The sequence below is a fragment of the Microbacterium sp. NPDC064584 genome (genome assembly GCF_040687315.1).
GTDB classification, from domain to species: Bacteria; Actinomycetota; Actinomycetes; order Actinomycetales; family Microbacteriaceae; genus Microbacterium; species Microbacterium lacus.
Window position 1 is genome coordinate 65,131 of the sequence record NZ_JBFBMZ010000001.1, and the last position, 12,868, is coordinate 77,998.

Consider the following 12,868-nt stretch of genomic DNA (forward strand, 5'->3'; position numbering starts at 1 on the left):
TCACTCTCCTGCGAGCGCCATCAGCTCCGCAACGAAGCCTCGACGATCGGCCGCCGGGTCGGCGATCGCGGCGGTGAATCGTTGCCACCACTCCCCGCGCGTTCGATCATCCAGCGCTCGGAGCGGCTCCATCGCCCACTCGACGTCTTCCTCGACGACGTAGCCGGGCTCCTCGATTCCCTTCTCCGGGTAGTACGTGAACGCGGCCACCGCGACCCGTGCGAGCGCAGCTTCAACTTCTGATCGATCGAGCACGGCGGCCCCCTTCGACTGGGTGTTCATAGCGATATTCCTCCAGATGTCGATGGCGGTGTGGCACGTCGCACCGGTCTGCGTCGTGTCGTCGGCGAACGCCGGGTCTCGTGCCGCAGTCGGTCGTTGATCTCGCGGGCGATGGCGTCCATGCGCGCCGCTTCCGCGGCAGCCGCCTCTCGCTTTCGACGCGCGGCCGCTTCGCGTTCGCTCTCGCGGCGTCGGCTTGCCATCACGGGTCGGATCGCGTCGGAGTCGGCGTCGATTCCGGCTGCGAGGCGCGCCCGGGCGCTGGATCGGTTCCACCGGGCGAGCTCGCGAGCCGATGTCTTCGGCTCGCGGCGGATCGCCTTCACTTCGTCGGGCGTGCGCGGCCGCGTGAAGAACTCGTCTGCGGCGGATGCGTTCGCAGCACGCTCACGCGCGGTCACGCGGTGCAGGCGTCGGGGTGGCAATCCCAGCTCGCGGCGGCGCTTCTCTCGCGCACGCCACAGGCGCTGTTTCTCAAGCTGCTTCTCGCGGTTCGCCCAGTAGTACGCGCGCCGGCGCTCGCGGACCTCGTCGCCGTGCTCGGCGTAGTAGCGCTGATTTGCGGCACGTTTAGGTTCTGGATTGTCGCGATACGCCAGTCGCAGTTTGGCGTTGAACTCTTCGCGGTGGGCGCTGATCCACCGCTTGTTGCGTTCGTTCTTTGCCCGACGGTACCTCGCAGGATCGGCTGCACGCTGCGCTGTGCGGCGTTCGAGTTGATACGCGTTATGTGCATGTGGGTCTGCTGCGTAGCGCTCGCGCCCCTTCACTCGTCGACGTTCGGCTGCGGCTGCGACCCTCCGAGACTTCTCCGCGCGGGCGCGCTCGCGTTCGCGGTTCTCCTTGCGGATCCGCTCGAGGTGATTCGCACGGAACCGGTCGCGGTACTCCTTGATCTTCTCGGGATGTTCCGATTTCCACCGGCGGTTGCGCTCGCGAGCCTCGTCGGCGTGCGTCTCGCGGTAGCGTCGGCGCCGCTCGCGTTCGCGCTCCCGGCGCTCCTCGTCGGTGGGGTGGCGCGCGCCACCGGCATCCGCTGGGTTGTCCGCCATGTTTCAGGGCTCCCCCGCAGTCGCAGTGAGGCGCGAGACGAGGTCCTGAATGCAGTCGGGGCGGAAGCCGACCCAGTGGTCGTGTTCGTCGACGACTACGATCGGCGCGGACGAGTACCCGAGATCCGCGGCCACGTACTCGCGCGCTGCCTCGTTCGCGGGGTCGGTGAGGTCGATGTCGCGGTACGCCAGGCCGACGGCATCCATCAGCTGTTTGGTGAGCCGGCACTGCATGCATCCATCGCCGGTCGTGTAGATCACGATCGTGATCACCGCGATCTCCGCGGGGCGGGGCGATCGCCGATGCGCTCGTGGGTGTGCTCTTCGACCCACTTGTTGACCTCAGCGACCTTGTAGGCGACGGTTTTACCGAACTTCGTGAAGCGCGGGCCGCCGCCGTGCTTTCGCCACCCCATCAGCCGGCTCAGCGGGAACTTGAGGTTCTCGGCGAGCTCGCGCTCCGTGAGGAACGTGTGCTCGGGATCGTCGCACTCGATCTGAAGGACTTTGAACACCATCCACCTCCGCTTGCGTATGTCCTGGTTGGTTTACCATGAGTGAAGCACTTTGTGCTACCCTGCGCAATAGGCAAGTGCCGAAGCGCTGTGCGGTTAGACAAACTAAGGAGGTGAAGGTCGACGTGAAGACACTCGATGGCCACCAGGTCACGTGGCGCGAAGCCACGCAGTCCGTCGGGTCCGCACTGCGCATTGCGCCCGCATTCATGGCGACGACGACGGATGCTGCGCTCGGCGTGCAGACCTCCGTAACCGCCCGCTATGTGCGCGCCGAGGGTCGCTATGTCATCAAGGGTGTGACGAACATCGCCATCCGCGACGACGTGGAGGTCAACTACCCCACCGTTGCGAAGGTCGGGATGCAGGCGATCGTGCAGGCGGCAGCGCCGCGCTGCATCTTCCTCACGCTCGAAGACGAGAGCGATCCGAACGCGAAGTGGCTGAGCGTGGATCAGCTGACCACGGCCACCGGACGCATCCTGCCTCCGCTCGTAGCGGCCGAGGTAGTGAAGCGCGGCGGAGGTGAGGCGCGCATGGAGGTCGTGGAGTTGCTGTACGGCAGCGCGGCGCTCGCGGGACTACCGCCGGCGAAGCTGCTACAGCACGAGCTGGGCATCCCCCACCGCACCGCATCGCAGTGGCTAATCGATGCTCGCAAGGCGGGACGCCTCGCGGGGATGAACTACAACGCCGGTCGACCGGCCGGTGGGTAGCGTCCTCGCCTATACAACGGCGAAGGGCAAGCGGTACGAAGTCCGCTACAAGAAGCCCGACGGTTCCCACGGCGGCAAACGCGGATTTGTCCGCAAGCGGGACGCCGAGATCTGGCTGGTCGAGATCGAGTCGTCCCGCGCGAAGGGCGCGTACATCGACCCGCAGGCGGCGAAGGTCACGGTCGAGACGCTCGGCCCAGTGTGGCTCGAGGCGAAACGTTCGTCGATGAAGCCGTCGTCGTTCGCGCCGATCGAGACCGCTTGGCGGCTTCGCGTGAAGCCGACGTGGGGACGCTGGGAAGTCGCGGACATCCGGCACACCGACGTTAGGAGCTGGGTCGCGAAGCTGTCGAGCGAACTCGGCGCGACCGTGACGATCCGCACCTTCGGCGTTCTCGCCAGCATCCTCGACGACGCCGTCTACGACGGACGCATCGCGACGAATCCAGCCCGCATGGGGCGGATCGGGCTGCCGAGGAAGTCCCGAGGTCGGCATGGGTACCTCACACACGAGGAGGCCATGCGTCTCGCGCGCCACTCTGGCGATCGGGCGTTACTCGTGCTCCTGCTCGCGTACACCGGCATTCGTTGGGGCGAGGCGACGGCCCTGCGCGTTAAGGACATCGATGCCACCAAGGGCCGGCTGCACATTCACGCGAACGCGGTCGAGGTTCATGGCGAAATTCACGTGGGAACAACGAAGTCGCACAAGGGGCGGCTCGTTCCGGTACCGGCGTTCCTCCTCGAGGAATTGCTCAGCGCGACCGCGGGGGTTCCGCGAGATGGGCTGGTGTTCCCGGCGCCCGACGGAGGCTTCATGCGTCGTACCCGTACCAGCGATGGATCGCGGTCGTGGTTCAAGACAGCGCTCGCGAAGGCCGAACTGCCGTCGATGACGGTCCACGATCTGCGGCACACCGCCGCGTCGCTCGCGGTGCAGTCGGGCGCGAACGTGAAGACCATCCAGCGGATGCTGGGACACACTTCGGCGGCGATGACGCTCGATGTGTACTCGGATCTATTCGACGACGACCTGGACGCAGTAGCCGCGGCCCTTGATCGAGCGGCGAGCGAGGTTGGCGCGCGGCGCATGAGGGACGACATCGAAGACACGTGACCGACACCGAACCGACGTGTGGCATGTCGGGTCGTCCGCACCCGATACGTTTCTCCTTGAGGCAGGCGCGGGGGCGCCGCTAGGACGACTGGGGAGACGATGAGCGACGGAACGAGCGCGGGCGGACCCCCGCCAGGCTGGCTCTACGACAGCAACACGCAGCAGACACGCTGGTGGGACGGCACGCGTTGGACGGAGCACGTCCAACGCACCGAGCCGGCGTATCAGCACGCACGAGTGGCACCGCAGCAGAGCACGAACCAGGCGGCGTACTCGCAGCCTCAGACCTATGGCTCCTTCTCGTACGCTGCAGCGCCGCTCACGTCGAAGAACGGCCCCGCCAAGGCCTCGCTGATTCTGATCCTGCTCCTCGTCCTGGGTGTCGGCGCCATCCTCTGGCTGTTGACGGGCGCCGACCCTGCGATGCAGCTCGTATTCGGCGTGCTGAACATCTTGATGGTCATCGCCGCATTCATTCTGGCGATCATCGGCCTCGTGATCGCTGTGCGCCGGCCCACGAGGAAGCGGGAGTCGGTCTTCGCGCTCGTGGTCTCGTCACTCATGCTCGTCGCCATCGTCGGGTTCATGATCTTCACGGCGAACCAGCTCGATGTCCCGGGACTCGAGAGCCAGATCGAGGCGTGGGCGACGGCGCAGACGGGAGAGGCCGTGAATGTAGCCTGTCCGCCCAACCCTCCCTCCGGCGTCGGCGACGTGTTCTCATGCACAGCCACGGGTGCAACGGGATCAAGCTACGTCGTCAACGTGACGATGCTCGAGGAGTCGATGGTGACATGGGAGATAGTCCCGCCGTGAGTCAGGGTGAAGCTGGACCGGTCGGATCGCGCCGATTTCGGTCCGCGATGTTCGTCGACTTCGACAATGTCTACTCCGGGCTCCAGCGCCTGGACGGCGATGCGGCCAAGTCCTTCGCGGAAGACCCGGCGCGGTGGGTGGAAAGCTTTGGAACCGGCTCCGATGCGGACGGCCCATTCACGCGCCGCTTCCTTGTCCGGAAGTGCTACCTGAACCCCGCAACGTTTTCGCGCTACCGCCCGCACTTCACTCGGGCAGGATTCCAGGTCGTGGATTGCCCGTCTCTCACGCAGCAGGGCAAGTCGAGTGCAGACATCAACCTCGTGCTCGACGCAGTCGACGCGCTGAACGCGTCGACCCACTTTGATGAGTTCATCTTCCTGAGCGCGGATGCCGACTTCACCCCACTCATCGCCCGTTGCCGCGCCGCTGACCGTCACGTGACGATCATCACGTCCGGACCGGCCGCCGCCGCCTATCGAGCGGCAGCTGACTCCGTCCTTGGAGCGGACGCGTTGATCACGCTCCTGACTGCAGCAGAGTCGAACGGATCGGACGCTGCGCCGCTCGCGGACGATGCACCCCCCGTGACCTCGGCCCTCACTGTCGCGCCCTCCACAATTGCTCCCCCGACCCGGGTGGCCGCAATGAGTGCCGTCCGCCATCTGGCTGAATCCTCGCCCCACCCCGTCGCCCTATCGGCAGCCGCCGCCGCTGCGTTGCGCGCTGAGCCGGACCTCAGGGAGTCGAGCTGGGACAATTCGGGTTCCTTCAGTTCGTGGCTGCAGAGCAGCCTTCCGGATCTGAGAGTCGATACCCGCGCACCGGGACACGTGTGGGACCCCGCTCGATTCAGTGAGGCGGACGTTCCAATACCCCCTGAACCCAGTGTCACCCGGACTCCTGATCAAGAAGAGTTGCACCGTCAGGTCAGCAGCATCACAGAAGTCCCGCCGCTCAGCCAGGCCTCCTATCGGGCACTGCTCGAGCAGCTTGCTTTCGACCTTGCCTTGTACCCGTTCAGCCGGACCGAGACATCCAAGCGTGTCCGCGACGAGTGCGCCCAGAGCGACCGTCCCGTTGGTCGCGCCGCAGTCAACTTCGTGATCAATGGGCTGCTTTTCGCGGGAGCTGACCTCGAAGGCGAGCCGTCCGCTTCCGATCTCGCTGCAGTCTGGTCCGAAAACGTCCTCGGGCTTTGCAGGGGCGCCCGCATCGAGCTCAGCGCCGAAGACCTCGATGAGGTCACGACGTGGGTCAGCGGCGGGCTGGTTGCTGTCGTCCCAAGCAACATGTAGGGCAGCTGCGCGTGGAGTGCCCCAACGCGACCCCGGGGCACGGGGCACGGGGCACGGGGCACGGGGCACGGGGCACGGGGCACGGGGCACGGGGCACGGGGCACGGGGCACGGGGCATTGGAGTATCTGCACTGTCACCGGTTATCGATACTCTCCACTCAGCGACACAGCAAGGCACGGACTTCGGAGATCACGATGGTTGAACCGCTCAGGATGGACAAGGCGAAGGCGAATCTCGGGAAGACCGTAGATAGCATCAGCAGGGTTGCGCGAAGCACGTCAGCACAAGTGACCGAGCGCGCTGGCGATCTGAAAGACAGTGCTTCGGACCTCATGGGCGCCGCCAAAGACACCGTTGGAGAACTGACCGCGAAGAAGCCGGACCCCTACGTGGTCGCGATCGCCGAGTACAACGGCGCGTTCACCGCGATGAACGAGAAGGGCCTCTCGCTGCTCCGCCAGCGCGAGCGCTGCACCGATCTGATCGAGCTTGTCGAACTGCTGATCAACAGCATCGCCAACACCCCGAAGGAGTTCGAAACCGACTTCGACGAAATCCGGGTCCGCAAGGCCGACTTTCTCGATGCGGAGGACTTTGCGCGGAAAGACTTGGACGCAGCGCGAAAGTCAGCCGCGAGTGCCGGTGCCGGGTTTGCCGCCGGCGCTGCGGTCGCGAGCATGGCTCCGTCGGCTGCGATTTGGATCGCTACCACCTACGGTGTGGCCTCCACAGGGACCGCCATCTCTACGCTCTCCGGAGCCGCCGCGACAAACGCCGCGCTGGCCTGGCTCGGGGGAGGAGCTCTCGCAGCAGGCGGAGGGGGCACCGCAGCCGGCAGTGCGCTGCTGGCGCTCGCCGGCCCCATCGGATGGACGGTCGCGGGGGCCACCCTCCTCGTGTCGATCGCGCTGTTCGCTAAGAAGAAGTTCGAGAACAGCGAGGCGCGAGAAGCTGCGCTGACAGCGCTGAAGCGGAACACCGCGCTCGTCGAGCGAATGGATGCCCAGATCGATGCTCTTCTTCAGCGAACTACGACCCTTCGCGGAATGCTGATGACGAGCTACAGCGAAAGACTGGATTCGTTCGGCGCCGATTTCCGCGCACTGTCCACGGCCCAGCAGTCGCAGCTCGCCGCACTGGTCAACAACACCAAGTCTTGCGCGGTCTTGCTGAGCGAGCGCATCGAGCAAGACGCCGACGATGAGTGAAGCGGCAAAGCTCGCGAAGAGCAATCAGGAGCAGGCTGTCGCGGCCTGGGTGAACTATCTGAACCAAGTCCGCCTGGACAATCTGCTGACCGCTCTGCATGTGCAGGACCTCAACCTTGAGGATGCTCTTTCGAGCATTGACGACGCGGTCAAGAAGATCGATCTCGAAGTCGTCCTCACCGACCGCGGCGGGGCGAAGGGCATGCACGGCTTTATCGCCGAGGTCGCCGAGGTCGGCATTGGCAATGCTCGGAGCCAGCTCCTTGGCGACGGAGCGGTCTATCAATGGGTGAACGACAACGGCCCCGTGGACCTCCTGCGTGGCGGCGTTGAGATTCAGCAGAAGTTCGTCCAGGCTGGCGGCCGCTTCGGCCTTGGCGCGATAGCGGAGCACCTCCAGAAGTATCCCGACTTCATCAAGAACGGAGGGAAGTACCAGATCCCCGCCGACCACTTCGAGATGGTCCAGAAGCTTCACAACATGACGCGCGAGGAGGCAGGTACCGTCCTGACGCGTAGTGGCGACGGCCCGTCATTTAGAGACTGGGAGCGGGTCCGTTCCTTCCTCGACGGAAACTCGGTCGGAATCGAGTCACTCGAACCCTCGACGCTGGAATACCGCGAGGTGCAAAGAGGCACCTATAGCTCGACCATGGAAGCGGAGAAGCAGTCTCTCCAAGCCAAGGAGCAGTCCCTGCGGGACAGCGCGTACCAGGACAGCCGACCGAAGCTGAACGAAGGCGCCAAAGTCACGCTTGCCGCTGCCGCAATCGAAGGCGGAACCACCTTCGTGCTCGCCGTCGTCGAGAAGCGTCGTCAAGGCAAGAAACTCAAGGACTTCACGAGCGGCGACTGGACCGAGATAGCTGGTGACACCGGTCTCGGTTTCGTGAAGGGCGGAGTGCGAGGCCTGAGTATCTACTCACTCTCGAACTTCACTGCTACCTCAGCGGCGGTCGCTAGCGGGATCGTCACCGCTGCGTTCGGCATCGCCGAGCAGGCGAACAAGCTCCGCCGCGGCGAGATCGACGAAATCGAGTTCATCGAGAACGCCGAGATCGTCTCACTGGAAGCCGCCGTGAGCGCCCTGTCCTCCTTCGTCGGGCAAGCGCTCATCCCGGTGCCTGTCCTCGGCGCAGTCATCGGAAACACCGTCGGCATGGTCATGTATAGGGCCGTCTCATCTTCCCTCTCGCAGCGTGAAGCGGAACTCATCGCACGCTACCTCGAGGAGCAACGCAATCTCGACGAGCAACTCGCGACCGAGTACCAGGCGCTGATCGAGCAGCTTGATGCGAGCATGTCCGACTACATCGAGGTGCTCGAACGAGCCTTCTCGCCCGACGTGGAACTCGCGCTGCTCGGATCTGTTCAGCTAGCGCAGGAACTCGGCGTGGCTTCGGACGAAATCCTGGACTCCGAAGAGAAGACGCTCGCGTACTTCCTTGACTAGCCACCTTCGGACTGGCACCGGCGTCGTGCCGTCCGAAGTATCACCGATGTCTTGATACAGGACGGAGCTATCGCGCGACACCGCCGAGGCGCCTCTCGAGGCATCCCAGCGAGGCGGATTCGCGCGACTTTACGCAATCCTTACGCGAATCGCGTATCTATGAGAAACCTATGGCCCGCGATCCCAGTGTGTTCAAGGGATTGCGGGCCAGGAAGTTCGGCGGAGACGGAGGGATTTGAACCCTCGGTCCCCGTAAGGGGACTCCACCTTAGCAGGGTGGTGCACTAGGCCGGACTATGCGACGTCTCCAGGCATCCAGCGGCCGAAGCAGCGTGATGCGCCCAGCAAGCATAACCGCTCGGGCGCTGCACTTTCGACCGCCGATGCCGCCCCGATCGTGCGAAACCTCGTGATAATGGCGGAATGCGCCCGACGATGATCGCAGTGTCCGTTCTCGCTCTGTCCGCACTCCTGCTCGCCGGGTGCACCGCCGCGGCGCCCGAGCCATCGGCAGACGCGTCCACCGAGGCCCCCGACACGCAGGTACCCGAAGACGACTTCACCCCCGTCCTCGCGCGCACGCTGAGCACGCCCCGACCGCTTCCCGCGACCGACGGTCTCGTCCACATCGCGTATGAGCTGTTCCTGAGCAATGTGACGACGCAGACGGCCACGATCGAGTCGATCGACGTCATCGACGGCGATGGCCAGTCGCTCCTCCGACTGGACGGTGACGCTGCGGTCCCGTGGATGCGCGTCATGGGTGCGACCGCCCCTGGCCGGGTCATCGGACCGGGGCAGGGCGCGCTGGTCTGGCTCGACGTGACCGTAGACGCCGGTACTGAACTCCCCCATAGCCTGACGCACGACATCGCCTTCAGCTTCGAGCCGGGAGCGCCGCCGATCATCACGGATCAGATGACCGAGCGTGTCGCGAGCGTCGAGGTCGATCAGACCGAGCCGGTGGTGATCGGCCCGCCGCTGAAGGGAGCCGGTTGGCTCAACGGCAACAGCTGCTGCGCCGTGACACCCCACCGCGGCGCCGTCAATGCGATCAACGGCGCGTTCCACGCCCCCGAGCGCTACGCGATCGACTACGTCCGCCTCGACGAGAACGGGTCGTTCCTGAGCGGCCCCGTCGACGAGCTCGAGAGCTACCCCTACTTCGGTGCGGACATCATCGCGGTGGGGGACGGCCCGATCGTGTCGATGCGATTCGACCTGCCCGAGCAGACCCCGGGCGCGAACCCGACCGGACTCACGCTCGACGAGTACGGCGGCAACCACATCGTCCAGGACCTCGGCGACGGCGTCTACGCGTTCTACGCCCACCTCCAGCCCGGCAACCCGCTCGGTGTCGAGGTCGGTCAGCAGCTGAAGAAGGGCGAGACGATCGCGCTGCTCGGCAATACCGGCAACACCGATTCACCCCATCTGCACTTCCACCTCATGGACTCGCCCAGCCCGCTCGGCTCGAACGGCATCCCGTTCGTCTACGACTCGTTCGACCTCGAGGGCAAGATCACCGCGCAAGAACTCGATGAGAGAATCGCCGCCGGCGGGCCGTTCACCCTCGATGAGGCGGATGCCGCAGCCGAGAAGGACCTGTATCCCATCTGGCTCACGGTCACCTCGTACCCTGAGTGAACCCGGCCGCCACTACTGCTCCGCGACGGTGCAGGTGACCTGAGCCGCGGTCGTGCCCGCGATCTCGGACGGCAGCGCCACCCGCGTCTCGGACGGAGCGGCCGAATCCGATGGAGCAGCGGAATCCGAGGGAGCAGGCGACGCCGCAGGATCCGTCGCCTCCCCCGTGACCTCGACACCCGACCCCTGGCTCGCCTCACCGGTGAGCTGGATCGGCTGATTCGCGGCGAGCGCGGCGAACAGCTGATCGGCGACGTCGCGCAGGGGAAGCACGTTGATGTAGTCCGACGTGTACTCGGTCGGGTACTGCACGAACACGATGTCCTCGAACGGCACGTCCTTGGCCGCCATCGCGATCTGCACCATGCGGGTGGGGTTCGCGAGCTCGGAGCTCAGCACGAGCTGGGGCGGGTCGCTGCGGGTGAGCCCGATCGCGGTGGTGGCGAAGGTGAACAGCACGCCGGGGTTGGACAGCACCGCGTCGGACTTCAGCTTGCGCACGAGCGAGGACATGAACTGCTGCTGGTTCGAGATGCGACCGAGGTCGGAGCCGTCGCCGATGCCGTGACGGATCCGGAGGAACTGCAGCGCCTCCACTCCCTGGAGGGTGTGGGTGCCGGCCGTGAGCGAGAGCCCGGTGTGCGGGTCGTTGATGTCGCCGCTCACGCACACGTCCACCCCGCCGACCGCGTCGGACATGTCGATGACCCCGGTCCACCGGATCGCGCCGGCGAACTGGATCTGCTCTCCGGTGAGCTCCTCGATCGTCATGACCGTGCAGGTGAGCCCGCCGTACTGGTACGAGGCGTTCAGCGGCTGCGAACTCATCGCCGAGTACGACCCGCCCTGCCCGTCGGGGCACGACGGGATCGGCACGAGCATGTCGCGCGGGAACGAGACGACGGTGATGTGCCGCGGCTCATCGCTGATGTGCACGAGCATCGTGACGTCGTTGCGCTCACCCGGCGCATCGTCGGGGTCGGCGCACCGCGGGAAGAGCGCGACGTCCTGCCCTTCGCACGAGTCGGATCCGACGAGCAGCAGGTTCACCCCGCCCTCGATCTCGCCGATCGACGGCGGGAGCGCCTCTTCACCGCCGATGTCGACCGAGTTCTCCCCGAGCGCGGAGAACGTGTCCCAGACCGCGTACGCCGCGACACCCGCTGCGCTCACGCCGAGCACGGCGACGACGACCCCGAGGATCGACAGCACACGCAGAAGCGGATGCCGCTCCCGCCGCACCGCATGACGCGCCAGCGGCCCCGACTCGGGGTTGTGCTCCGCCACGGATCAGCCCGAGAGGTTCCCCGCCGAGCACGTGTTCTGCGCGGCGCTCTGACCCGGGATGTCGAGTTCGACCGGAGCCTCGGCCGGCGCCTCGGTCGCACCGGGCGTCGCCGCCGGATCGGGGGTCGCGGCATCCGCGGGCGGGTCGGCGGTGATGACGCCGCCGCCGACATTCGGGTCGCTCGTGAGCACGATCGGCTGGTTGGCCGCGAGCGCCGCCCACAGCTGGTCCGCCGCTTCGTAGTCGGGGACGACACGGTTCGAGTCCGCCGGGTCATCCGTCACGGGGTACTGCACGAACACGATCTCGTCGAACGGCACGCTCTTCACGGCGAGCGCGATCTGCACGAGTGTGAGGGGGTTCGTGAGGCTCTTGCTGGGCGTGGTGTTGTCGACCGCGGTGGTGGCGAGCTTCAGCAGCGTCGCCGGGTTCGTGAGCACCTCTTCGCTCACGAGCTTGCGCGCGAGGCGCGACATGTACTGCTGCTGGTTCGAGATGCGGGCGAGGTCGGAGCCGTTCTCGAGGCCGTGACGGGTACGGAGGAACTGCAGTGCCTCCATGCCCTGGACGGTGCGGTTGCCGGCCGGCCAGTCGATCCCCGTATAGAAGTCGCGGATGCCACCGTTGCCGATGCAGACCTCGACACCACCGATCGCGTCGGTGATGTTGATCACGCCGCCGAAGTTGACCTTCGCCGCGAACGGGATGTTCAGGCCGCTGAGCTGCGACACCGTCTTGACGACGCAGTTCAGGCCGCCTTCTTCGAACACCGAGTTGATCTGCTGCTTGCTCGCGCCCCCGGTCTCGGAGCCGTCCTCGGCCGTGCACGAGGGAACCGGCGCCATCAGATCGCGCGGGAACGAGATCACGGTCACCCGGCGCGGTGCGTCGGAGATGTGCACGAGCAGGTTGACGTCGTTCAGCTCGCCCTCGGAATCCGCGCCGGTGCAGCGGTCTCCGAAGTAGGCGGCGAACTCGGGCAGGCACTCGTCGGTGCCGGCGACGAGCAGGTTCACGCCACCCTCGATCGCGCCGATGTCCGGCGGTACGGCCTCCTGGCCGTCGAGGTCGACGGAGGCTTCGGTGAAGCTCGTGGTGATGTCGTACGCGGCATAGGCCGCGACCCCTGCGCCCGAGACGAGCCCGACGGCGACGATGATGCCGACGACCTTGAGGAGGAAGGCGAGCGGATGCGGCGACTTCAGCTCACCGTGGCGCGCGATGGTCCGGCGGCCACGCTTGGCGGGCTTGGTCGTCTGACTCACTCGGGTCCTCTCGGGATGCTGCGCGGGTGCGGGGCTCGAGAGCACACCCACGACTCAGCGGAGGGTGTGGGATTCGAACCCACGGGACATTGCTGCCCACTGGTTTTCAAGACCAGGTCCATCGGCCGCTCGGACAACCCTCCCGACGGATGCCGAAGCACACGCCGAACAGTCGTCCAGTCTAACCGACAGCACTGTTCACCGATTGTT

Annotated in this window: 13 protein-coding genes and 2 tRNA genes; 7 read left to right on the forward strand and 8 right to left on the reverse strand. The window is 65.9% G+C overall.

Translation table 11 applies throughout. The features are described from left to right. Genes AB0P18_RS00295 through AB0P18_RS00310 form a run of 4 tightly spaced genes read right to left on the reverse strand, consistent with a single transcriptional unit; the run spans position 1 to position 1,852 of the window. Positions 1 to 282 carry a hypothetical protein gene (locus AB0P18_RS00295; RefSeq protein WP_363358421.1) on the reverse strand — a complete coding sequence of 94 codons (282 nt, stop codon included), beginning with the start codon at positions 280 to 282 and terminating at the stop codon, positions 1 to 3. After that, entirely contained in the window at positions 279 to 1,334 is a 1,056-nt protein-coding gene (locus AB0P18_RS00300) for a hypothetical protein (RefSeq protein ID WP_363358422.1), read from the reverse strand. The genes AB0P18_RS00295 and AB0P18_RS00300 overlap by 4 nt, the downstream gene beginning before the upstream one ends. A 3-nt stretch (positions 1,335 to 1,337) precedes the next feature. Beyond that, entirely contained in the window at positions 1,338 to 1,607 is a 270-nt protein-coding gene (locus AB0P18_RS00305) for a glutaredoxin family protein (protein WP_363358423.1), read from the reverse strand. Next, a complete protein-coding gene (locus AB0P18_RS00310; RefSeq protein WP_300593327.1) occupies positions 1,604 to 1,852 on the reverse strand; it encodes a hypothetical protein in 249 nt (82 codons plus the stop codon). The genes AB0P18_RS00305 and AB0P18_RS00310 overlap by 4 nt, the downstream gene beginning before the upstream one ends. Positions 1,853 to 1,962: 110 nt before the next feature. Between AB0P18_RS00310 and AB0P18_RS00315 the strand changes: the two genes are divergently transcribed. The 6 genes from AB0P18_RS00315 to AB0P18_RS00340 all read left to right on the forward strand — a co-directional run bounded on the left by AB0P18_RS00315 (position 1,963) and on the right by AB0P18_RS00340 (position 8,458). After that, complete coding sequence (locus AB0P18_RS00315) at positions 1,963 to 2,565, forward strand: hypothetical protein (RefSeq protein WP_363358424.1); 603 nt, start codon at positions 1,963 to 1,965, stop codon at positions 2,563 to 2,565. Next, a complete protein-coding gene (locus AB0P18_RS00320) occupies positions 2,558 to 3,682 on the forward strand; it encodes a site-specific integrase (RefSeq protein ID WP_363358425.1) in 1,125 nt (374 codons plus the stop codon). Before AB0P18_RS00315 ends, AB0P18_RS00320 begins: the two co-directional genes overlap by 8 nt. 99 nt (positions 3,683 to 3,781) lie before the next feature. Next, a complete protein-coding gene (locus tag AB0P18_RS00325) occupies positions 3,782 to 4,498 on the forward strand; it encodes a DUF2510 domain-containing protein (protein WP_363358426.1) in 717 nt (238 codons plus the stop codon). A 47-nt stretch (positions 4,499 to 4,545) separates the two neighbouring features. After that, on the forward strand, positions 4,546 to 5,796 hold the full coding sequence (locus AB0P18_RS00330) for an NYN domain-containing protein (protein ID WP_363358427.1): 1,251 nt from the start codon (positions 4,546 to 4,548) through the stop codon (positions 5,794 to 5,796). Positions 5,797 to 5,991: 195 nt separating this feature from the next. After that, entirely contained in the window at positions 5,992 to 7,005 is a 1,014-nt protein-coding gene (locus tag AB0P18_RS00335; protein ID WP_363358428.1) for a hypothetical protein, read from the forward strand. Further along, complete coding sequence (locus AB0P18_RS00340; protein WP_363358429.1) at positions 6,998 to 8,458, forward strand: hypothetical protein; 1,461 nt, start codon at positions 6,998 to 7,000, stop codon at positions 8,456 to 8,458. The genes AB0P18_RS00335 and AB0P18_RS00340 overlap by 8 nt, the downstream gene beginning before the upstream one ends. Before the next feature lie 220 nt (positions 8,459 to 8,678). On the opposite strand, the gene AB0P18_RS00345 is transcribed toward AB0P18_RS00340, so the two are convergent. Further along, positions 8,679 to 8,767 (reverse strand) — tRNA-Ser (locus tag AB0P18_RS00345). Between the two features lie 114 nt (positions 8,768 to 8,881). On the opposite strand from AB0P18_RS00345, the gene AB0P18_RS00350 reads away from it, so the two are divergent. Beyond that, the gene (locus AB0P18_RS00350) at positions 8,882 to 10,105 is read left to right on the forward strand and encodes a M23 family metallopeptidase (protein WP_363358430.1); all 1,224 of its coding nucleotides are present in this window, start codon (positions 8,882 to 8,884) and stop codon (positions 10,103 to 10,105) included. A gap of 12 nt (positions 10,106 to 10,117) precedes the next feature. Here AB0P18_RS00350 and AB0P18_RS00355 read toward each other — a convergent pair whose 3' ends face one another. From AB0P18_RS00355 to AB0P18_RS00365, 3 genes are all read right to left on the reverse strand, one after another. Continuing rightward, entirely contained in the window at positions 10,118 to 11,392 is a 1,275-nt protein-coding gene (locus AB0P18_RS00355; RefSeq protein WP_363358431.1) for an LCP family protein, read from the reverse strand. Between the two features lie 3 nt (positions 11,393 to 11,395). Beyond that, entirely contained in the window at positions 11,396 to 12,658 is a 1,263-nt protein-coding gene (locus AB0P18_RS00360; RefSeq protein WP_363358432.1) for an LCP family protein, read from the reverse strand. 58 nt (positions 12,659 to 12,716) lie between these two features. Continuing rightward, positions 12,717 to 12,801 (reverse strand) — tRNA-Ser (locus AB0P18_RS00365). Between the last annotated feature and the right edge of the window lie 67 nt (positions 12,802 to 12,868).